The organism is Cnuibacter physcomitrellae (genome assembly GCF_014640535.1).
Taxonomy (GTDB): domain Bacteria; phylum Actinomycetota; class Actinomycetes; order Actinomycetales; family Microbacteriaceae; genus Cnuibacter; species Cnuibacter physcomitrellae.
This window is the reverse complement of sequence record NZ_BMHD01000001.1, coordinates 2,319,768-2,339,679: the sequence shown is the minus strand read 5'-3', so window position 1 is coordinate 2,339,679 and position 19,912 is coordinate 2,319,768. Positions and strand designations below refer to the sequence as shown.

The 19,912-nt window shown below is 72.6% G+C and carries 20 protein-coding genes; 14 read left to right on the top strand and 6 right to left on the bottom strand.

The window, feature by feature from the left end; all coding sequences use genetic code 11:
• Positions 1-89 precede the first annotated feature (89 nt).
• Positions 90-539 (top strand): hypothetical protein, encoded by a 450-nt coding sequence (locus IEX69_RS10970; protein WP_085021016.1) that lies wholly within the window; start codon positions 90-92, stop codon positions 537-539.
• A 158-nt stretch (positions 540-697) separates the two neighbouring features.
• Here IEX69_RS10970 and IEX69_RS10965 read toward each other — a convergent pair whose 3' ends face one another.
• Together IEX69_RS10965 and IEX69_RS10960 are read right to left on the bottom strand one after the other, a co-directional pair.
• Complete coding sequence (locus IEX69_RS10965; RefSeq protein WP_085021015.1) at positions 698-1,393, bottom strand: hypothetical protein; 696 nt, start codon at positions 1,391-1,393, stop codon at positions 698-700.
• Between the two features lie 94 nt (positions 1,394-1,487).
• Positions 1,488-1,742 (bottom strand): hypothetical protein, encoded by a 255-nt coding sequence (locus tag IEX69_RS10960; protein ID WP_085021014.1) that lies wholly within the window; start codon positions 1,740-1,742, stop codon positions 1,488-1,490.
• A 130-nt stretch (positions 1,743-1,872) separates the two neighbouring features.
• On the opposite strand from IEX69_RS10960, the gene IEX69_RS10955 reads away from it, so the two are divergent.
• The 3 genes from IEX69_RS10955 to IEX69_RS10945 all read left to right on the top strand — a co-directional run bounded on the left by IEX69_RS10955 (position 1,873) and on the right by IEX69_RS10945 (position 4,050).
• Complete coding sequence (locus IEX69_RS10955; RefSeq protein ID WP_174604546.1) at positions 1,873-2,325, top strand: hypothetical protein; 453 nt, start codon at positions 1,873-1,875, stop codon at positions 2,323-2,325.
• 11 nt (positions 2,326-2,336) lie between these two features.
• Complete coding sequence (locus IEX69_RS10950) at positions 2,337-3,140, top strand: CPBP family intramembrane glutamic endopeptidase (protein ID WP_174604544.1); 804 nt, start codon at positions 2,337-2,339, stop codon at positions 3,138-3,140.
• A 145-nt stretch (positions 3,141-3,285) separates the two neighbouring features.
• Positions 3,286-4,050, top strand: coding sequence for a hypothetical protein (locus tag IEX69_RS10945; protein WP_157127327.1), 765 nt, complete (start codon positions 3,286-3,288; stop codon positions 4,048-4,050).
• 4 nt (positions 4,051-4,054) lie between these two features.
• Here IEX69_RS10945 and IEX69_RS10940 read toward each other — a convergent pair whose 3' ends face one another.
• A complete protein-coding gene (locus IEX69_RS10940; RefSeq protein WP_085021011.1) occupies positions 4,055-5,140 on the bottom strand; it encodes a TDT family transporter in 1,086 nt (361 codons plus the stop codon).
• 48 nt (positions 5,141-5,188) lie between these two features.
• On the opposite strand from IEX69_RS10940, the gene IEX69_RS10935 reads away from it, so the two are divergent.
• Both IEX69_RS10935 and IEX69_RS10930 read left to right on the top strand, forming a co-directional pair.
• Positions 5,189-6,130 (top strand): LysR family transcriptional regulator, encoded by a 942-nt coding sequence (locus IEX69_RS10935; RefSeq protein WP_085021010.1) that lies wholly within the window; start codon positions 5,189-5,191, stop codon positions 6,128-6,130.
• Positions 6,131-6,360: 230 nt separating this feature from the next.
• Positions 6,361-6,747 carry a hypothetical protein gene (locus IEX69_RS10930; protein WP_085021009.1) on the top strand — a complete coding sequence of 129 codons (387 nt, stop codon included), beginning with the start codon at positions 6,361-6,363 and terminating at the stop codon, positions 6,745-6,747.
• 81 nt (positions 6,748-6,828) lie between these two features.
• Here the strand turns inward: IEX69_RS10930 and IEX69_RS10925 are convergent, their stop codons facing one another.
• Complete coding sequence (locus tag IEX69_RS10925; RefSeq protein ID WP_085021008.1) at positions 6,829-7,578, bottom strand: SDR family NAD(P)-dependent oxidoreductase; 750 nt, start codon at positions 7,576-7,578, stop codon at positions 6,829-6,831.
• Between the two features lie 69 nt (positions 7,579-7,647).
• Between IEX69_RS10925 and IEX69_RS10920 the strand changes: the two genes are divergently transcribed.
• Positions 7,648-8,016 carry a winged helix-turn-helix transcriptional regulator gene (locus IEX69_RS10920; protein WP_085021007.1) on the top strand — a complete coding sequence of 123 codons (369 nt, stop codon included), beginning with the start codon at positions 7,648-7,650 and terminating at the stop codon, positions 8,014-8,016.
• Between the two features lie 38 nt (positions 8,017-8,054).
• Here the strand turns inward: IEX69_RS10920 and IEX69_RS10915 are convergent, their stop codons facing one another.
• Positions 8,055-8,711 (bottom strand): TetR/AcrR family transcriptional regulator, encoded by a 657-nt coding sequence (locus IEX69_RS10915; protein WP_174604542.1) that lies wholly within the window; start codon positions 8,709-8,711, stop codon positions 8,055-8,057.
• A gap of 52 nt (positions 8,712-8,763) precedes the next feature.
• On the opposite strand from IEX69_RS10915, the gene IEX69_RS10910 reads away from it, so the two are divergent.
• The 5 genes from IEX69_RS10910 to IEX69_RS10890 all read left to right on the top strand — a co-directional run bounded on the left by IEX69_RS10910 (position 8,764) and on the right by IEX69_RS10890 (position 17,437).
• Complete coding sequence (locus IEX69_RS10910) at positions 8,764-11,232, top strand: alpha-L-rhamnosidase-related protein (RefSeq protein ID WP_174604541.1); 2,469 nt, start codon at positions 8,764-8,766, stop codon at positions 11,230-11,232.
• Between the two features lie 39 nt (positions 11,233-11,271).
• Positions 11,272-12,594 (top strand): DUF3089 domain-containing protein, encoded by a 1,323-nt coding sequence (locus IEX69_RS10905; protein ID WP_085021004.1) that lies wholly within the window; start codon positions 11,272-11,274, stop codon positions 12,592-12,594.
• A 77-nt stretch (positions 12,595-12,671) separates the two neighbouring features.
• Positions 12,672-13,970, top strand: coding sequence for an MFS transporter (locus IEX69_RS10900; protein ID WP_174604540.1), 1,299 nt, complete (start codon positions 12,672-12,674; stop codon positions 13,968-13,970).
• A complete protein-coding gene (locus tag IEX69_RS10895; protein WP_085021002.1) occupies positions 13,967-14,917 on the top strand; it encodes an NAD(P)-dependent oxidoreductase in 951 nt (316 codons plus the stop codon). Before IEX69_RS10900 ends, IEX69_RS10895 begins: the two co-directional genes overlap by 4 nt.
• Before the next feature lie 30 nt (positions 14,918-14,947).
• Complete coding sequence (locus IEX69_RS10890) at positions 14,948-17,437, top strand: beta strand repeat-containing protein (protein WP_085021001.1); 2,490 nt, start codon at positions 14,948-14,950, stop codon at positions 17,435-17,437.
• A 28-nt stretch (positions 17,438-17,465) separates the two neighbouring features.
• Here the strand turns inward: IEX69_RS10890 and IEX69_RS10885 are convergent, their stop codons facing one another.
• Positions 17,466-17,984 (bottom strand): small multidrug efflux protein, encoded by a 519-nt coding sequence (locus IEX69_RS10885; RefSeq protein ID WP_085021000.1) that lies wholly within the window; start codon positions 17,982-17,984, stop codon positions 17,466-17,468.
• 152 nt (positions 17,985-18,136) lie between these two features.
• Between IEX69_RS10885 and IEX69_RS10880 the strand changes: the two genes are divergently transcribed.
• On the top strand, positions 18,137-19,297 hold the full coding sequence (locus IEX69_RS10880; RefSeq protein WP_085021616.1) for a sensor histidine kinase: 1,161 nt from the start codon (positions 18,137-18,139) through the stop codon (positions 19,295-19,297).
• On the top strand, positions 19,294-19,896 hold the full coding sequence (locus tag IEX69_RS10875; protein WP_085020999.1) for a response regulator transcription factor: 603 nt from the start codon (positions 19,294-19,296) through the stop codon (positions 19,894-19,896). Before IEX69_RS10880 ends, IEX69_RS10875 begins: the two co-directional genes overlap by 4 nt.
• The last annotated feature ends 16 nt before the right edge of the window (positions 19,897-19,912 follow it).

Genomic DNA, 19,912 nt, shown 5'->3' with positions numbered 1-19,912 from the left:
GGGCGCACCGCCCGCCGCTGACGATCGACGCTGAGACGTGCCGGCGGGACGCCGAACCCGCGTCCCCCGTGGCCTGAGCGGCGATCCCCATGGCCTTCCCCTCGTTCGAGGATGACGCCTCGATCCTCTTGGCGACGCTCCGGAGCAAGGAGGGGGCGCGGACGAGCGTGCGGAGCGTGATCGGGACGTGGGACATGATCAACGTCGACGTCCCCTCGCGCGAGATGATCGAGTCCGCCGCCGGTGCTCTTCAGCGAGGGGGCCTCATCGCGATCGACGACGACTGGGCCCTCCGGCCCACCGCCGAGGGGGCCCGGATCCTCCGCACGCCCCGACGCGTGAGCATGCGCGGGCTCCCGAGCGCGGTGAGGGAGCTTCTCCCGCCTCTCGCACCGGACCCCGCCGTGGTGCTCCCGGCGGAGGTCTACGACGCGGCCCTCGCCGACTACCTCCGCCCGCGACCGCCGCTGCGGACGGTCCTGTGGCGAGCCCTGACCCGCCGCTCCGATGTCGGCGGCGGGACGCCCGGGCGGGGTTGAGCATCCGGGTTCGGCGGCTTCACATCGCCGGCGCTCAGGACACGAAGCCGCGGGCGAGCTGCCGAGCAGCACGATGACGTCGAGCACGAGCCACACGGTCGCCGGTGGTGGCGCTCTCGAGGCGAGGGGTGCCCGCCTCCACAGCCGCTCGACAGTCCTCAGCGGCGCGCCCGGGAGGTGAGCAGCCGGGCGAGGCGGTAGGGCGAGGCGCCGACCGTCCGCCCGTCGGGCAGCAGGAGCGAGGGCGCCACCTCGAGGCGTCGTCCGTGCACCGTCATCCTCAGGATCGGGACGATCGCCTGCCCGGAGCTGGGCATGTCCTCGTGAGCCTCGTCGAGTGCGCTCCAGGGGACGAAGGCGAGGGAGGCGAGCGAGCCGGCTCCCCAGAAGCGCATGCCCTCAGGGATGAGCTGGAGGAGCATCCGCCCGCCGCCAAAGATCGCAGGGCCGGGATCGAGCGCGCCGGCCGAGGCCCACCGGGGCAGGGGGAGAGGCGTGAGGACGACCAGGGCCCACGGATCGTCCCAGGGCGGCGCAGCGGAGCCGGAGTCGAAGATCGCCGCAGCGAGCCGCCGCTGGGAGGCTCGGCCGTAGTGGATCATGAGGCCGATGAGGGCGCCGAAGGCTCCGACGACGACGAGGAGGATGAGGGCGCCGAGACCTCCGCGACTCGGATCGACGACAGCGGCGACGATCTGGACGACGAGCACCACGCCGTATCCGCCCAGGACGAGTCCGATCAGGACCCGCTGGGAGATCCGCACGTCGGGCATGGTCCGGTCCTGACGACCCGTGAGGTCGAACGGGTCGAAGCCGTGCGGCCTCCGCGCATCCCCCGTGCTCCCCGACGCCACGCCTCACGCTATACCCGCGAGACATCGTGTCGCTGCGTGGCGAGGCCCTGCGGGCGCGCACGCGGACCCGGACGCGGATCGGGGGTGGTCGGGGTCAGAGGCCGGACGGTCTCAGGCGCGGGTCGCTCGGGCCCCCGCGAGTGCCCTTGTGCGGCTCCTCGATGATCTCGACGTCACTCACCTGTGCGCTTTCCACCATCAGCAGGTCGAGCGATGTCACGAACAGCTCGGCGATGACCTCGTCGCTCACCTCGGCGCTCGGGAGGTCGACCCGGAACCTCTGCGCCTGGAGACCGCCCTCGTTCGAGAAGGTCACGATCGCATCGAAGACGGCACGGTACTGAGACATGCCGCCACGCTAGACCCTCCGATCCCCCCGGGCGGTACCCCGTCAAGGGACTCCCGTGTGCCGCGACGCGGGCAGTAGCATGCGGATGCGCGCCACGCGTGTGCGGGCCGCAGACCACCAGGGGGGAACCATGTCGACCGAGTCCATCGCATCCGCTCGTCCGAGCACCGTCACCGCCGCGTTCTGGCTGTGGATCGTGGAGGCCATCCTCAGCGTGGTCTTCGGGATCATCGTCGTGGCCGTCGCAGCCAGCACTCCGGCCGTGACCGACCTGTCCGGATCCCAGCGCGACACCGCGGTCGGGGTCCTCATCGGGGTCGCGGTGGTCTTCATCGTGGTCGCGGTCATCCGCGGGCTCATCGCCTTCGCGATGCGCCGAGGGCGCAACTGGGCCCGGATCGTGCTCACCGTGCTGGCCGCGCTCAGCATCGTCGCGACCGTCGTGCAGGGCGGTGGAGCGGGATGGCTCCTGTGGGTGTCGGTGGTGCTCGCGGTCGTCGCTGTCGTGCTGATGTTCGTGCCGGCGTCCAACGCCTGGTTCCGTCGAGGCGCCGCGACGACGACCGCGCCGTCCGCCGCCTGATGATCGAGGGCGTGGAGGCTCCCGACGGGAGCCCCTCTCGCGTGGCCTCCGAACCGCCGCGGACGCCGTACCCGCGGTGGGGTCTGCCCGCCTTCTTCGTCGGGGTCGGGTTCTTCGTCCTCGCCGAGCTGGTCGGCACCGTCCTCCAGCTGGTCGTCGGGGATGACGCTCCCGACCTGATGGTCCTGGTGGGCTACCTGCTCGTCTGGGCCGCCTTCCTGGGGGCGCTCGCCATCGCCACCCTCACCGGTGGTCGCCGCAGCTTCGTCGCCGACTTCGGTCTCCGCTTCCGTTGGGTCGACCTGCCCCTGGGCGTGGTGCTGGGTGTCGCCGTCGCGATCGGGGCCGGCTTCCTCGAGAACTGGATCATCTCGATGCTCGGCGGGGCGGGGTTCTCAAACCTCCCGAGCCGGAGCGAACCCGCGGCCTGGTACGTCGTGAACGCCGTCCTGGGTGCGGCGATCATCGCCCCGTTCGTGGAGGAGCTCTTCTTCCGCGGCCTGTTCCTCCGCTCGCTCGCGCACCTCGTGCGGGGCGGACTCCACCGCACGCGCGGCCGCGACTGGGATCCCGCCCTGCAGGATCCGCCGCGCGGGCGCCGGATCGCCGCCGCCCTCGTGTCGGTGGGAGTGTCGGCGGTCGTCTTCACCTCCTTCCACATGCTGGAGGCGGCCGAACCGGTCGACCTGCTGATCCTCGCGGCCGGGACGCTCCCGCTGGGCATCCTCAACGGGATCCTCGCCTACCGCACCGGCCGCCTCGGTCCGGGCATCGTCGCCCACGTCACCTTCAACGCGTTCGCCCTGCTCGCCTGACCGGGCGAGCCCGTCCGCCCCGCGCCGTGGGCCGCCCTGGTACGTTGCATACGTATGAGCTTCCTTCACCGGTCGGCCTCGGCGTGGGCGGAAGGTCACTCCCTCTCCGCCGACGTTCGCGGATGCGCGGACGCACGATGAGCGCATGAGCGGGCTGAGGAACGGCGGCCGGGGGGCACCGCCCCGGATGGAGCGGCCGACGGTGAGCATCCTCCCCTGGGTCATCGGGCTCGTCGTGGCCGGGCTCACGGTCTCGGCCGTCGCATCGCTGGCGCTCGACCCGTCGGCGGGGGACGGCGCCGCGACGCTGGTCGCCGGGTTCGGGGTGCAGATGGTGGCCGTCGCCGTGGTGTGCGTCTTGCTCGCCCACCACTCGCTCGCCTTCCGGCGCACACGATTCGACTTCCTCTGGCTGCTGTTCGGCGTCCTGCCGATCGGCAGCCTGCTGCTCGCGATCCCCGCGATCCTGTCTGATCCCGTCTACTTCGACGCCACCAGTCCGCCCGGCTTCTGGTCGACGCTCGCGCTCCACGCTGTGCTGATCCTCGTGGGCGCGCTCTTCGGGCCGCTGCTGTGGTTCTTCATCCTGATGCCCGTGTCTCAGCTGGTCGGCGGAGTCGTCGCGCTCGCTCGGGGAGAGAAGCCACCCGTCTTCCGGTTCGTCACCCCGATCGTGATGCTGGCGCTCGCGGCGTTCATCCTCCTCGGCGCGGGCGCGCTCGACCTCGGCGCCGCCCTCCCCGGGCGTTTCGCGGCCCCGCAGATCGTCCTGGCGATGCTGGGTCTGCCGGGCAGCTACGTGGTGGCATCGCCCCTGCTCCTCTGGGTGTGTCGCGGGATCCTCCTCGCGCTCCTGGTCGCGTTCCTCGGCTCGTGGTGGGCGCGCCGGCGTGAGGCCCACGCCGGCTGACGCCTCAGCCCTCCCCCACCGCGACGAGCGGGGCGACGACGGGACGGCGGACGTTCTCGCCGATGGTGCGGAGGCCCACGGTCGCCCACGCCGCGACGAGGAGCACGAAGAGCGCGACGCTGAGGACCGCGATCGGCGCGGATCCGGTGTGGGCCGCCAGGCCCGCGGTCCCGGTGACGCAGGTGCCCACCGGGAAGGTGAACGACCACCAGGTGAGGGAGAACGGCAGGCCGCGGCGGACGGTGCGGATCGTGATCGCCGCGGCGATGCTGAGCCAGAGGAGCGCGAACCCGAGCACGGTCACGCCGAAGAGGATCGCGAACATCATGAGCGCGTCATCGAACGCGGGTGTGAAGGCGCCCGCGGAGTTCCCTGCGAGGAGGTTCACGGCGGTGATCGACTGGCCGAGCGGGCCCAGGACGATCCACAGGGTCGGGACCATCCCCTCCGGGCCGACCTTGTGGACGGCCAGCCGCTGCCAGATCTGCACGATGATCACGATCGACGCCAGCAGGCTCGACCCGAACATCGCGAGGCACCCCAGCAGGAGCGTCTCGCGGAGCTGCCCGGCAGGCGTGTACGGGAGGAGCAGCGCACCGGTGGCCGCCGAGACCATCGGCGGGACGACAGGCATGAGCCACCCGCCGAAGGCGGAGTCAGCGCTGTTCTCGTGCCGGGTGAACGCCAGGTACGGGACGATGATCGCGCTGAACAGGCCCAGGATCGTCCCCGCCGCCCACAGCACCGTGTCGATCGCGACGGCGGCGTCGACCCCGATGACGTCTCGGCCGACCAGCAGCGTACCTGCTCCGACGGTGAGCAGCGCCATCGGCGGCGCCCCGTAGAAGTGGGCCATGACGGGGTTCAGGTGGTGTGCGCGCGCCGCGGAGGGATAGCGGACCCAGTGGAGCGCGGTCGCGATGAGGAGGAAGACCAGCCAGCCCGAGGCGAGCAGCCAGACGGCCACCGCTCCCTCCCGCAGGCCCGGGAAGGAGATCGGGAGGACCGCGGCACTGGTCGCGACGATGCCGGTCCCCATGACGGAGGCGAACCAGTTCGGAGTGACGGCGGAGAGGGCGAATCGAGCCATGCTCCGACCCTCTCGCTCCGGTGAGAGCGCCACTACAGTGAGATCACTGTGGATGTACAAGCATCGGTTGTAGCTGAGTCGGCCGGCGACCTGGTGTCCCTGCGTCTGCTCGCCGCGGTGGGGGAGAGCGGATCGATCTCCGCGGCCAGTCGGGCGGTGGGGATGTCGCAGCAGGCGGCATCGGCTCGGCTGCGGCGCCTCGAGCTCGGCGTCGGGTTTCCTCTGCTCCGCCGGGGCGCTCGGGGGACCACGCTCACGAGCGAAGGCGCACTGGCCGCCCTGTGGGCCTCCGACGTCGTCGAGGCGGCGGACAGGTTCGAGGCGGGCATCAGCGGGTTGCGGGACGACTCCGCCCCGCTGGAGGTCGCGGCGAGCCTGACGATCGCCGAGTACCTGATCCCGGCCTGGCTCATCGCCCTGCGGCGCGGCGACTCGCGCAGCATCTTGCTCTCGGTCGCTGCGATGAACAGCAGTCGGGTGATCGAGCGCGTCCGCACCCGGGAGCGGGTGCTGGGGTTCATCGAGTCCCCCCAGGACACCGCGGGCCTGGCTTCCCGGCTCGTCGCCCGTGACGAGCTCGTCGTCGTCGTCGCGCCCGAGCATCCGTGGTCTGCGCGCGAGAGCATCAGCGCGGCGCAGCTCGCCCGCACCCCGCTGATCGTCCGGGAGCAGGGGTCGGGGACGCGGCTCAGCGCGGAGCAAATGATGGCCGACGCGGGTCTCACGCCGGCCGCGCCGTACGTGGAGCTGCCGACCACCTCCGCCATCCGCACCTCTGTGGCGGCCGGAGACGGAGCCGCGATCCTCAGCATCCTCGCCGTGCGCGACGATCTTGCGGCCGGTCGCCTGATGCGGGTGCGCGTCCGCGACCTGCGGTTCGTCCGTGAGCTCCGGGCGGTCTACACGGATGAGCAGCTCTTGCCGTCCCGCCTGCAGACGCTCCTCGCCCTCGCGACCCGGCTCCCGCTCGGCTCGGCACCGATCCGCTGAGAGAGGGTCACCGGACCGGGTGATCGGGCGGGTGAATTGTGCCCTCCGTGCTCAGCGAGGGGTGCGGTGTTTGCCATCCTCGCGAGGAGGCATCAGACCCGTGATGCCGACAGACCCGGTCTGTCCGCGGAGGCTGCGGCCGCTCGACCCCACCCGAGCGGCCGCGGCCTTCGCTCTCTCGCGTCGAGCGCGCCACGAGCTCGACGCGCCCACCCGCTAGGAGACCGTCGGTGACCATCGCCCCGTGGCCCGTCCTGCTGACCCCCTCGCTGGAGGCGATGCTGCGGCGGGCCACCGCAGCGGAGCACACCGCCACGGGGATCCGACGACGCCTCGCCTTCCACAACACCCGCGTCATCCTGGGGGCGCTCCTGACGAGCGGATGCGACATCCACCACATCGCCCAGCTCGTGGGTGTGAAGACGGAGAGCGTGCGGGCTCGCGCCGAGCGGCGCGGACTGCTGCCCGTCGTGTCGGCCCCCGCCCTGACGGGCCTGACGGGCGAGGATCTGGCGACCCTCCCCCTCCACGCCCCGTGGGGCGCCGTCCCAGGCCCGACCTACCGCGCCGACGACGTCGTCCGGCTCCTGCAGCACCTCGACAGCGCCACGGGGTAGACGCCCAGACGCGAGAACCCGCCCTCGATCCCCATCCGGAAGGGCGACTGCTCGCCACTCGCGGGGGCACGTCCCGGGTGCTCAGCGCTGACCGCCGGAGACGAGGAGGACGTCTCCGGTGACCCAGCGGGCGCCGTCCGAGGTGAGGAAGGCGACGACGCTCCCGTAGTCGTCGGGGCGTCCGCTCCGGCCTAGAGGTGTCGCGGCGATGGACGCCGCCTCCATGTCCGACCCGACGAAGCCGCTGCTCCTGGTGCCGTCGGTGTCGGACGGGCCGGGAGCGATCGCGTTGACACGGATGCCCCGCGGGCCGAGCTCCTTCGCCGAGATGACCGTGAACGCCTCCATGGCGCTCTTGGTCGCCACATACAGGCTCGCGAAAGCGGGGTGCTGGTAGGTGCCGCCCGTGGACACGTTCACGATGGCTCCATCGGTGACGTCCTCCTGTGCGGCGAGGGCCTGCGTGGTCAGGACGACGCTCCAGAAGTTCGTGTCCATCTGCCGCCGGTAGTCGGTCTCGGTGATCGTCTCCAACGGTGCGAACGCGGCGATGCCGGCGTTGTTCACGAGGATCGTGACCGGTCCGAACGTCACCCGCGCCTCCTCGAACAGCGCGCGGACGTCCGCGGGGAGGGAGACGTCCCCCGCGACCGCGACCGCGCGGCCGCCGGCGGCCCGGATCTGATCCACCACCCGACTAGCTCCCTCCGCATCGGACCGGTAGTTGACGACGACGGCGTGTCCGGCTTCGGCCAGGGCCAGGGCAATTCCCGCTCCGAGGCCCTTCGATGCGCCGGTCACGACGGCGGTTCGGGTGGTTGCTGTCGACATGGGGTCTCCTTCGATCTGGGGAGACTTCAATCTAGGTTTCCGATAGGAACCATTCGGTACCCTTCGAGCATGAGCGCGCTGAGCGGGACGATCTTCCTGGCCGACTGCCCAGCACGGACGGCGATGGAGGTCATCGCGAGCAAGTGGTCCGTGGTGACGCTCTACGCCCTTCACGACGGGCCGAAGCGCTACGGCGAGCTCGTGGACATGTCGGGCGGCATCTCGCGGAAGGTGTTGACTCAGACTCTGCGCCGCCTCCAGGCGAACGGTCTCGTCGCTCGAACCGCGTTCGCAGAGGCCCCACCCAGGGTGGAGTACTCGCTCACACCGCTGGGCGAGTCCCTGCAAGAGCCGATCGCGGCACTCACGGAGTGGGCCAAGGAGCACGGCGAGACACTGGTCGCCTTCCAGGAGCAGGGCGACTCCGTCGCCGGCTGAGCAGCCTCGAGCGCAGCCGTCCGGGAGGCGGGCTTCCGTCAGGCGTCGCGACGGGCGGCGACGGGCGCCTGGAGCGAGGCGGCGAGTCCCTCCGCGTACTGCTCCATCGCGCCGACGATGTCCACGTCCTCCGGGTCGAGCAGCCACTGGGTGTTGAGGCCGTCGATCGCGCCCACGACCTCGGCGGCCTTCAGCGCCGGATCGACCGCCGGGTCGAAGACGCCGGCGTCCTGTCCGTCGGCGATGAGCTGGGCGACGAGGCGACGCAGGCGCCGATACCGCGCGACGAAGTGGTCGTGCGCGACCGCGTCTCGCGGCAGGTTCTCGGCCACGAGCACGGCGAAGAGCCGCACCAGGTTGGGGTCGGACACGTTGCGCCGAGCGGCGGCGGGCAGCCCCCGGATGGCCTCGACCCCGCCGATCGCGGCGAGCTCCTCGGCGAACGCGACCGCGGCACCGTCCCGGTCGTCGATCACGGCGTCGAGCAGCGCCGGCTTGCTGCCGAAGTAGTAGAGCAGCGCCTGCTGGGTCACGCCGACGCGCTGGGCGATGTCGGCGATGCTCGTGTCGCGGTAGCCCCGCTCGGCGAACATCTCGCTGGCGACCCGCACCAGCTCTCCGCGCCGCGAGTCACCGCGCTCCGTGCCGCGGTGCCGCCCGCGTCTGGACGGGGATGCGGACGGGCTCTCGCTCATGTCCTCATTCTGCCCTGTTGCTTTTGACTTACCACTCGGTAAAATGACAGCCATGTCATCGACGACCTGGCCTGAGACGTGGACCGGGCGCTGGATCTGGTCGGACCGTCCCGCGCTCGCGGGACCGAGCGCCGAGCATCCGTACGGCGCCCCGGACCCTGAGCGGTTCGACACGCGCGTCCTCCTCCGCCGGGCTCTGCGGCTCGACGGCGCTCCGCGCTCCGCCTCTCTGCGCATCACGGCCGACTCGGACTACCGGCTGTTCGTCAACGGGCGCGAGCTCGGCTCCGGGCCGATCCGGCACTCTCCCCGCCGCATCGAGTACGACGAGTACGCGATCGAGGACGCCCTCGTCGCGGGCCTGAATGTCGTCGCCGTCCTCGCGCGCTTCCGCGGCTTCCCCTCGCCGTGGTGGGAGCCGTCACCGACCAGCTTCACGCTGGGTGGCGGATGCGTCGCCGCCGAGATCTCGATCGACGGCGACATCGTCGGCACCGACGCGAGCTGGCGCATCCGGGAGGCTGAGGCGTGGACGCCGGCGCCCCCCGCGGGATTCCTCGTGACGCAGCCGGACGAGCTCCTCGACGCCCGCCTGCTCGACGCGGACTGGACGCATCCCGACTACGACGACTCGGACTGGCAGCCGGCGACGGTGCTTCACGAGCACTCGATCGTCGGCCCCTCGGGGCGGACCACGCCCGGTGGGGAGCCGTGGGGAGCACCCGGACCCCGGCCGGTGCCCGCCCTCACCGGAGAGCGGAGGTCGCCTGTGGCCGGGCTGATCCTGTCGGGTGGGGAGGTCGCGTGGGACGGCGCCGCGCTCGGTCCGGCGCGGGCCGTCCTCTCCGGGCTCCTGGCCTTGTGGGCCGGCGCGGCCGACGAGGCCTCCACCGATCTCGAGCTCCCCGCGGAGGTCGCCGCCGGTCGTCACCTCCTCGTCGTCGACTTCGGCGCCATCGTCAGCGGACGGCTGGAGCTGCGCCTCGACGCCACCGTCGGCACCACGGTGGTGGGCAGCCTCCTGGAGGCGCCGACCTCGGCCGCCCTCGACTCCGCCGCCGTGCTGGGCTACGTCTGTCGCGGCTCCGACGACCGCTTCGTGTCCTCCGAGCGCCTCGGCGGACGCTGGCTCGTCCTGCTCGTCGAGTCGGAGACCGCGTGGCGCCTGGAGGAGATCGCCGTGCTCGAGCGTGTGCGCCCTCGGGAGGCGGTCGAGCCGTTCCGCTCGGACGACGGACGGCTGGACCGGATCTACGACGTCGCTCTCCGCACGGTCGACCTGAGCTCGCACGACGCCTACGTGGACTGCCCCACGCGCGAGCAGCGCGCGTGGACGGGCGACTCGGTCGTGCACCAGTCGGTCGACTTCGCGGCGAACCTCGACTGGAGCCTCCCGAGGTGGAGTCCGCAGCTCCTGGCGCAGCCGCGGACGGACGGCATCCTGCCGATGGTCGCAGCGGGCGACTTCGCCACCCCGGCCGTCCCCACCATCCCCGACTGGTCCCTGCACTGGATCCGTCAGGTGCACCGACTGCACGAGTACACCGGCGACCTCGAGGTCGTGGCGTCGCTGATGCCGGTCGCCGAGAACGTGCTGCGGTGGTTCGACCGCCATCGTGGCGGGGACGGACTGGTGTCCGACGTCCCCGGATGGGTCCTCATCGACTGGTCCCCGGTGCAGGTCGAGGGGCGCAGTGCGGCCCTCAACGCGCTGCTGGCGCGAGCCTTCCGCGATGTCGCTGAGCTCTCCGACGCCCTGGGTGACGCGGGGCGCGCCGCGTGGGCACGTGATCGGCACGCGGCGATCGGCGCCGCCTTCGAGGTGTTCTGGGACGAGGGGCGCGGCGCCTACCGCGACACCGTCATCGACGGGACGCGCGGCCGCTCGGTGAGCGAGCACACGGCGGCCGCGGCCGTCTGCGCCGGCATCGTCCCGGCGCATCGGACGGCGGCCGTGCGCCGCCTGCTGCTCGACCGCTCCGCCGTGTTCACCCGGAGCCCGTTGGCCGACCACGGAGCGGATGCGCTGGGCCCGGTGGCGGGCACCCCGGTGTCGGTGCGCGACGCTCCCGACTGGGACACCGAGCGCCTCACGGTCGGCGCCCAGCCCTTCTTCCGCCCCCTCGTGCACGAGGCCCTCGACCTCCTCGGGGCGACCGACCGGCTGCCCGACCTCCTGCTCGACTGGGACGCCCTCCTGGCCGACGGTCCCACCGCCTTCCGCGAGTGCTGGGAGGGCGGTTCCTACTGCCACGGGTGGAGCGGGACACCGGCGCGCGACCTCATCGTCTTCACCCTGGGCATCCGGCCCGCCGAGCCCGGCTGCACACGGATGCGGATCGCGCCCCGCCCCGGCCGGCTCACGCGCGCCTCCGGCGCCGCCGCCACGCCGTTCGGCCCCGTGCGCGTCGCGGTCGAGGGCGACCGGGTCGAGATCGACTCTCCCGTCCCGTTCACCTTCGTGGATCGTGACGGACGCGAGAGCGACCACCCTGCGGGAGCCGTGACGACGCGGCTCTGACCCCTGCACCTCCCGGTGCACCGACGAAAGGAGGCGACGATGCCTTCCCTGTTCCTCTCCCTGGCGACCGCCGCAGCGCTGACGATCTCGCTCGCCGCCGCTCCGGTGGCGACGACCCCGTCCGACCCTTCGACCGCATCTGCGGCGCCGTCCCTCACGGCCCCGCTCGCGCATCCGGTCTGGCTGTGCCATCCCGCCGACCCGAGGTCCGCGTGCGGGGACGCGACCGGGCGCTACCCCGACGGCACGACCGTGCCGCTGTCGACCACCGTCGCTGCGGACGGTTCGACCACCGTGACGCAGCCGTCCACCGGAGCAGAGCCGCCCGTGGACTGCTTCTACGTCTATCCGACGGTCGACCTGCTGCCCAACCCGCCGCTGATGGTCGGCTCGGCCCCGCCCTCCGCGCGCGACGACGAGGTGGCGGTGCTGCTCGCGCAGCTCGGTCCGCTGACCGACCTGTGCCGGGTGTTCGCGCCCCTCTACCGGCAGAGCACCCTCGCGCAGCTCGCACTGAGCGGCGCGACCGGAGGCGACCCGTACCCGGGCCCGGGGTTCGCCGACGTCCAGCAGGCATGGGACGACTACTGGGCGCACGACAACATCGACCCCGTCACCGGCGAGCGTCGCGGAGTGATCGTGCTCGGCCACTCGCAGGGCAGCGTCGCGGTCGAGGAGCTCCTGCAGCACTCGGTCGACGGCGACCCGACGGCGACGGCGCAGCTGGTCAGCGCCGTCGTGCTCGGCGGTCAGGTGCAGGTGCCGATCGGTGCGACCGTCGGCGGCGGATCCGATCCCGCGTCGACCTTCCAGCACCTGCCGCTCTGCCAGCCGCAGTCCGGCAGCGTGCCCACGGGATGCGTGATCGCGTACTCGAGCTACGGGCAGCCGTCCGGCTCGAGGCCCACCTCCGGGAGCCTGGCGGACAACCTCGACCCGGGGCACCAGATCGCGTGCGTCAACCCGAGCGCGCTCCTCGCCGGAGCGGCTCCTGACGCGACGACCCCGCTCGACCCGGTGCTGCCGACGCGCACGCTGGTACGCGGCAGCCTCCTCGCGCCGAACGGGGCGCTGACCCACCTCCTGATCGGATACACGCTGCCGTCGGATCCGACCGGCTACCGGGCCACCCCGGGAGCCCTCACCGGGCGCTGCGCCTTCGCCGGCGACGCGACCTCCAACGCGAGCTGGCTGCAGATCGAGGACCCCACGGGCATGCTGCCCGACACCGCGACCTCGGCGCTCGGCCTGCACGTCGTCGACTACAACGTCGACCTCGGCGGCCTCCACACGCTGCTCAGCGCTCAGGCCGCGCAGTGGGTCCAGGCCGCGCAGGCCGCCGATCCCGCCCTGCGCCGATGACCCGCACGACCTCGCACGTCCCGCATGACCTCGCACGACCCGATGACCCGCACGACCCGACGATCGGAGACCCTCCCATGACCGAGCCCTTCCCCAGCCCGGCGCAGGCCGCCGCCTCGCCGGATGCCGCGCCCGCCGACCCGCAGGCCCGCCGACCCTGGCGCACCGCCCTGCTGGCCGGCATGGCCTCCTACCTCGACGCCGGCACCATCGTCGCCGTGAGCGCCAGCCTCACCCTCTGGCGCAACCAGTTCGCCCTCGACGCCTGGCAGCTCGGCTTCCTGTCCGCGGCGCTCACGGTGTGCATCGGGATCGGCGCGATCGTCGGCGGCCGGATCGGCGACCGCGTGGGCCGCAAGCGCGTGTACTCGTTCGACCTCCTGCTCTACGCCTTCGGGCTGCTCTGGATCGTGTGCGCCGTCGCGCCGGTCATGCTCTTCATCGGCGTGATCATCGTGGGTCTCGCCGTGGGGGCGGACGTGCCCACCTCGATCACGGTGGTCGGGGAGACGGCACCGGGGAAGCGGCGCGGCCGGCTCGTCACCTTCACGCAGCTGCTCTGGGGGCTCGGTCCGCTGATCGTGATCCTGGTGGTCCTGGCCTCGACCGGTCTCGGCGAGTGGATGCCGCGCATCGTGTTCGGTCATCTCCTCGTCCTGGCGCTCATCACCTGGGCCCTGCGCCGGCGCATCGGCGAGCCCGTGGCGTGGAAGAGCGCTCGCACCGCGGGCGCGACCCGGGAGGGGGCGCGAGCCCTGTTCCGCTCGCCCCTGCTGCGGAACACGCTCTTCATCCTCGGCTTCTACGTGCTGCTGACGATCGGCACCAACTTCTACGGCTCCTTCGGCCTCTACTCGCTCGAGACGGTCGGAGGCCTCAGCCCGTCCACCGCGCTCCTGGTCTCGCTCATCGGGGTCCCGGTCGTGCTCCTCACGGTGCTCGCGATCATGCGGGCGATGGACGGCCCGGCGCGGCGGCCGATCTTCGTGGTCGGGGCGATCGTGCAGGTGGCCGCCTGGATCGTGCCGCTCGTCCTCCCGGCCGGTGCCGTGACGCTCGTGATCGCCTTCGTCACCTACGGCATCGGCACTACGATGGCCGGTGAGGCGCACTACAAGGTGTGGTCGCAGGAGCTCTTCCCGACGGAGCTGCGGAGCACCGCGCTGGGGCTGAGCTTCGGCGTCGCCCGCATCGCCTCGGCCATCTCCCTGGTGTTCGTGCCCACCCTGCTCGCCTCGGGCCTCGTGGGGGTCTCGGTGCTGATGATCGTCGTGACGGTCGGCTCCGGGTTCCTCGGACTCGTCTTCATGCCGCGGAGACGAGGGGAGTCGATCGAGGAGATCGACGCTCGGCTCCGCGTCGACCCGGTCCGATGACGACGGGGACCGTCGGCTTCATCGGGCTCGGGATCATGGGCGTGCCGATGGCCACGAACCTGGTCCGTGCCGGCTTCGACGTGGTGGTGTGGGCGCGTTCCCCCTCTGCCGTCGACGAGCTGGTGGCCGAGGGCGCGCGGGCGGTGGACGACGTGGCCGGCGTGTTCGAGGCCGCGAGCACGGTCGTCCTCATGCTGCGCGACGAGCCGGCGGTGGATGCGGTGCTCGCGCGGGGCACGGATGCGTTCGCAGGCTTGGTGTCCGGGCGCACCGTGGTGCAGATGGGAACCTTCACGACCACCTTCTCCCGTGCCCTCGCGGACGAGGTGGGCGCTACCGGAGGCCGCTACGTGGAAGCACCCGTGTCGGGCTCGCGGGGCCCTGCCCGGGATCGGACGCTCGTCGCGATGCTGGCGGGCGACCCCGACGCGGTCGCCGAGGTGGAGCACGTCGTCGCCGCGATGTGCGCCCAGACGTTCCGCTGTGGCGCCATCCCTGCGGCGCTGTCGATGAAGCTCGCGGTGAACACCTTCCTGATCACGATGGTCACGGGCCTGGCGGAGACCTTCCACTTCGCCGCCCGGAGCGGGGTCGACCTCGACGTCCTCAGAGAGGTTCTCGCCGCTGGACCGATGGCATCCGTCGTCTCGCGGGGGAAGGCGCAGAAGCTGACCGACCGGGACCTGTCGGCGCAGGCGGCTGTGACGGACGTGCTGAAGAACGCTCGACTGGCCGAGGACGCAGCTCGCGCCGCCGGATCGTCTCACCCGCTGATGACCGCCAGTCGCGAGCTCTACGAGGAGGCGGCGGCTGCCGGCCTGGGGCATCTCGACATGATCGCCGTCATCGCCGCCCTCGACGAGCGTGCAGGCGTGGACCCGAAAGGGGCACTTGCCGTGCAGGTCCGTGATGGTCGAGACTGCGAGAGCTGCCCACCGTCGAGCTGAACGCCCGGGCGCCCGACCCGAAGGATCAGCATGACCCGCTCCGCTTCCGTACGGCGCCGCGCTCTGGGCGGAGGAGCCGGCGTCGCGCTGGCCGTCGCTGCCCTGGTCGCGGTCCCGGTCGCCCCGGTCTTCGCGGCGACGACGACGGTCTCGACCCTCGCAGAGCTCCAGGGTGCGCTCGCCGACTGCACGAGCGCACCGAACACGATCGCGCTGGGTGCCGACATCTCGGCGCCGGGCGCCGCCCTCACCGTGCCGTGCGACACCACGATCGATCTCGGCACACACGATCTGTCGGTGCTGAACGTCGTCATCGCCGAGGGGGAGGGCCTGACGGTGGACGGCCCCACGGACGGATCGGGCGGCACCCTCACGGCGGATGCGACGAACGCCGCCAACGGCACGGCCGGCATCCAGACGACGGGAGCGACGCTCACGGTGACCGGGGGCACGGTCACCGCACGCGGCGCCGACACCACCGGGCCCGGCATCGGCGGCGACCGATCGGACGCGGGCTCCCTCGTCGTCGCGGGAGGTGTCGTGAACGCCTACGCAGACGGGTACAGCGCCGCCGTGGGTGGCGGCTACCCGCGGAGTGCGGGCGGATCCGTCACCGTCACGTCCGGCGCCCTGAACGCCTATGCGGAGGGGCCCTACACGGTCGCCGTCGGCGGCGCGGGTGGCGGCGCCAGCGGAAACGGGGGCGCGGGGGCACAGGTCACGGTGACCGGCGGTTCCCTCACAGCCTCCGCGTCGAGGGAGTACGGCACGGCCATCGGCGGAGGGGTCGCCGGACTGGATGCCGCCGACCTCGGAGGTGCTGGGGGGTCGCTGACCATCGGCGCGGGCGCCGAGGTCACCGCGACAGCGCCTCGGAACGCCATCGGGTCGGGGTGGAACGTCTTCACTGACGTGCCGACAGGCGACTTCGGAGCGGTGGACGTCGATGGCACCCTGCGCCTGCCGTCCGGAGGGCTCTACGTCGGCACCGACGCGGCTCCGGGGCCCGAGATCACCGTCGGCACGTCCGGTCGCATCGTGGGGTCGACGGCGGATCCCGCCACCGGAGCCGGCATCAGCGGCCCCGGATCGATCGACAACCAGGGCTCCATCACCCTCGCTCCGCCGAGCGGCGCCGTGACGGGCAACAACCGGCTCGTCCGGTTCACCCCCACCGCCCCCAGTGTGAGGGTGTTCGCGCCGTCGTTCGCCGACGGCGCCCGGACGCTTCCCGCTCCCCCCACCGGCACGCAGTGGAACACGGCCGCGGACGGGTCGGGCGACTGGTTCACCACCACCTCGTCCACGGCCGGATCCGGCACGCTCGACCTCTCCGCGGTGGTGCCGGGGACGATCGTCGTCTCGACCGATCCCGCCGCCCTGACCGCCACTGCGGGCGAGCCCTACGACTTCCCGGTCACTGTCACCGGACCCACCGGCGCGCCGCTCGTGCCCCAGCCCACGGTCGACTACACGTCCACCGACTGCACCATCGGGGCCGGCGGCGTCTTCACCGTCGCCCGCTCCTGCAGCATCACGGCCTCCACCACCGTGCAGGGCGTGCCGCTGTCGAAGACCTTCACGATCCAGGTCGTCGCGGGTCCGCTCGCTGCGCTGACCCTCACTCCCGCGTCCGCCACGGTCACCCAGGGTGCGTCCCTCGCGTTCCTGGTCAGCGGGGTCGACGCCGAGGGCAACGCCGTCGACGTCACCGCCGCCGTGCTCACCTCGTCGTCGCCGGCCGACACCGTCGCCGGCCGATCGGTCACGTTCTCCGGCGCCGGGGCGCACACGGTCACCGCCACTCTCGGATCCGTGTCGACGACGGCGGCCATCACGGTCGTCGCCGGACCGCTCAGCTCGCTCTCGATCACGCCCTCGACCACGACGGTCCCCCAGGGCGGCACCGTCGCGTTCACGGTGACTGGTGCGGATGCCGCCGGCAACCCCGTCGACGCCTCCGCGGCGGTCCTCACCTCGTCGGGCACCGCCGACGCGGTCGACGGGCACGCCGTGACCTTCTCCGGCGCGGGCGCCCGCACCGTGACCGCGGCGCTCGCGGGGGTGACGACCACCGCGTTCGTCGAGGTGGTCGCGGGCCCGCTGGCGACGTTGACGATCACGCCCTCCTCGAGCTCCGTGGACCAGGGCGGCACCCTCGACTTCACGGTCACCGGGACCGACGCCGCGGGCAACCCCGTCGACACCTCGGATGCGGTGCTCACCTCGTCGGTCGCCACCGACGTCGTCGACGGCTTCTCGGTGACCTTCCCCCACGCCAGCCCGCACACCATCACGGCCACGATCGGTGCGGTCTCGGCCAGCGTCACGATCCAGGTCGTCCCGGCTCCTGCTCCAACCCCCGGCCCGAGCCCGGCGCCGGCACCCGCACCGGCGGGCCTGGCGAACACGGGCGCCGACGGCGGGGCCGCGACCCTCGCCGGAGGTGCGGCGGTCGCGCTGCTGCTGCTCGGCGGGGTCCTGCTCCTGATCCGACGCTCGGTCCGCCGGGTGGGGTGAGCGTGACGGTCGCGCCACCGCGCGACCGTCACGCCACCGCGCGGATGACCCCCGTCACGATCAGCGTGATCACCGTGGTCCAGAGGACGATCGCGGCCGCCTGCCAGGCGAGCACGCGCCGCGGGGGCACGCCGGTCGAGGTGAGCGCCGCTGCGGTGAACTGCGTGGGGAGCAGCAGCGGACCCAGCAGGCTCACCCCCGGCGTCCCGTACCGGTGGTAGGCCCGCTCGAACTTCTCGCGCCGGGCGCTGGTCCGCTTCTCCGCGCCCGCACCCGCACTCGCACTCGCTCGGCGCGTCGTCACGGCGGTGCGGACGCGGGCGGCGGCGAGGACGACGATCGTGACGCAGATCAGGTTGCCGATCGCGCCGGCGAGGGCGGCGACGATCGGAGGGATGCCGCCGACGATGCCGATCCCGGCGGCGCCCTCGCCCTCGATGAAGGGCACCGCGCCGGCCAGGGCCACGACGAGGGGCTGGACGAGGGTCGGGACCTCGGCGACGAGGTTCTGGAAACCGAGGACGAGGTCGGTGACGGGGCTCGACATGACTGCTCCTGAGGGGTGGGTCCGCGGCGTGTTCCGCGGTGATCCCATCCCATCGAGAGCACTCGCCCAGCGGCAGTGCCGCGGCGTCACGACGGGGCGGGAGGATGGGCCGACGGACCCGTGACAAAAGTCACGGCCGTACAGTGGCCGGGGTGAGCACTCCGACAGCCGCCGCCCGCGCCCGCGACGTTCGCGTGACGTGGTGGTACACGGTCCTCTCGATCATCATGCTGCAGCTGTTCGGTCTCGTCGTCTGGGCGCTCGTGCTGGTGATCGACGAGCCTCCGCTGCACACCGTGCTCTACCTGGCCGGCGCTGCCGGGTCGGTGGCGTCCGCGATCCTGCTGCTCGTCCGCTACCGGCGCGAGCCGCTGGACGAGGGCGACACGACCGCGCGCCGGCCGGTGTGGCCGCTGGTCCTCGCGGGCGTGGCATCCGGGGCGCTCGCCGGGGCCGCCGCAGGCTCCCTGCTGCTCGGGGTGACGCTCGCGGCGCAGGCGCTCTGCCTCGTGTCGTGGCGGTCGGGCATCCGGCTGCGACTCGTGCTGCTGCTGGTCGCCGTGATCGTCGCGGCGTGGGTGGTCGAGGCGACCCACCTCGATCCGGACGGTCGTGTCGCGCGGATCCTCGGGATGGGCCTCTTCATCGCGATGCTCCCACCGCTGTCCGCGACGTCGCTGTGGTGGTGGGACATCGTCCGCGAGCTCGATCGCGCCCGTCGCGCCGAGGGGCGCCTCGCCGCCGCTCAGGAGCGCCTGCGCCTCGCGAGCGACCTCCACGACCTCCAGGGCCATCACCTGCAGGTCATCGCCCTGCAGCTGGAGCTCGCCGAGAAGATGCTCGCGCGCGACCCCGCCGCGGCCGTCGAGCAGGTGCGCCTCGCCCGCCACAGCGTGGACGAGGCGCGCCGCGGCACCCGCGAGCTGGCCGTACGGTTCCGCGGTGTGCCGCTTCCGGACGAGCTCGCGAACGCCGCCGACCTGCTGCGCGCCGCCGGTCTGCGCGTCGACCTCGAGATCGCTCCCGACGCCGCGGACGCTCCCGCGGACGTGCTGGGCCCCGTCATCCGCGAGTGCACGACGAACGTGCTGAAGCACGGCGGCGGAGGGTCGGCATCCCTGTCCCTCCTCCACCGCGACGACGCGTGGGTGTTCACCATCGAGAACGACGTGCGCGAGCCCCGCGGCGCCGGAGGCAGCGGGCTCGACGGCATCGCGGAGCGCATCGGCCGCGTCCGAGGGACGGTGGAGGCCGGACGCTCCGGCGACCGATTCCGGGTCGCGGTCACGGTGCCCGAGGGGGTGATGGCGTGATCCGCGTGCTCATCGCCGACGACGAGGACATGATCCGCACCGCGCTCGCGGCACTCCTGCGGCTCGAGCCCGACCTCGAGGTGGTGGCGGAGTGCCGAGACGGCGAGAGCGCGATCGCCGAGGCCGAACGGGTGCAGCCCGACGTGTGCCTCCTCGACCTCGAGATGCCGGGCCTCGACGGCGTCGACACCGCGGCACGCGTCCTGCGGCAGGTGCGCACGCGGTGCGTGATCGTCACCCGTCACGCCCGCCCGGGCGTGCTGCGCCGGGCGCTCGGCGCCGGCGTGCACGGCTTCCTGCCGAAGTCCCGTCCTGCGGATGACGTCGCCTCGGTCATCCGCGAGGTCGCTACGGGCCGGCGCTACGTCGACCCCGAGATCGCCGCCGACGCGCTGAGCGACGAACGCAGCCCGCTCACCGACCGCGAGCTCGACGTCCTGCGCGCGGGCGCCCGCGGAGAGACGATCGCCGAGATCGCCGCCTCCCTGCACCTGTCGGCGGGTACCGTCCGCAACCACGTGTCGTCCGTGCTGGGCAAGCTGGGTCTGGCGACCCGCCAGCAGGCGACGATCCACGCGCGCGAGCGCGGCTGGATCTGAGCGCACGGCTGCGGCT

Coding starts and splice junctions, on each gene's coding strand:
- IEX69_RS10960 (WP_085021014.1), bottom strand. CDS start 1,742: ATGTCTCAGTACCGTGCCGTCTTCGATGCGATCGTGACCTTCTCGAAC.
- IEX69_RS10920 (WP_085021007.1), top strand. CDS start 7,648: ATGAGCGCGCTGAGCGGGACGATCTTCCTGGCCGACTGCCCAGCACGG.
- IEX69_RS10890 (WP_085021001.1), top strand. CDS start 14,948: ATGACCCGCTCCGCTTCCGTACGGCGCCGCGCTCTGGGCGGAGGAGCC.
- IEX69_RS10885 (WP_085021000.1), bottom strand. CDS start 17,984: ATGTCGAGCCCCGTCACCGACCTCGTCCTCGGTTTCCAGAACCTCGTC.
- IEX69_RS10955 (WP_174604546.1), top strand. CDS start 1,873: ATGTCGACCGAGTCCATCGCATCCGCTCGTCCGAGCACCGTCACCGCC.
- IEX69_RS10910 (WP_174604541.1), top strand. CDS start 8,764: ATGTCATCGACGACCTGGCCTGAGACGTGGACCGGGCGCTGGATCTGG.
- IEX69_RS10895 (WP_085021002.1), top strand. CDS start 13,967: ATGACGACGGGGACCGTCGGCTTCATCGGGCTCGGGATCATGGGCGTG.
- IEX69_RS10945 (WP_157127327.1), top strand. CDS start 3,286: ATGAGCGGGCTGAGGAACGGCGGCCGGGGGGCACCGCCCCGGATGGAG.
- IEX69_RS10940 (WP_085021011.1), bottom strand. CDS start 5,140: ATGGCTCGATTCGCCCTCTCCGCCGTCACTCCGAACTGGTTCGCCTCC.
- IEX69_RS10905 (WP_085021004.1), top strand. CDS start 11,272: ATGCCTTCCCTGTTCCTCTCCCTGGCGACCGCCGCAGCGCTGACGATC.
- IEX69_RS10970 (WP_085021016.1), top strand. CDS start 90: ATGGCCTTCCCCTCGTTCGAGGATGACGCCTCGATCCTCTTGGCGACG.
- IEX69_RS10900 (WP_174604540.1), top strand. CDS start 12,672: ATGACCGAGCCCTTCCCCAGCCCGGCGCAGGCCGCCGCCTCGCCGGAT.
- IEX69_RS10915 (WP_174604542.1), bottom strand. CDS start 8,711: ATGAGCGAGAGCCCGTCCGCATCCCCGTCCAGACGCGGGCGGCACCGC.
- IEX69_RS10925 (WP_085021008.1), bottom strand. CDS start 7,578: ATGTCGACAGCAACCACCCGAACCGCCGTCGTGACCGGCGCATCGAAG.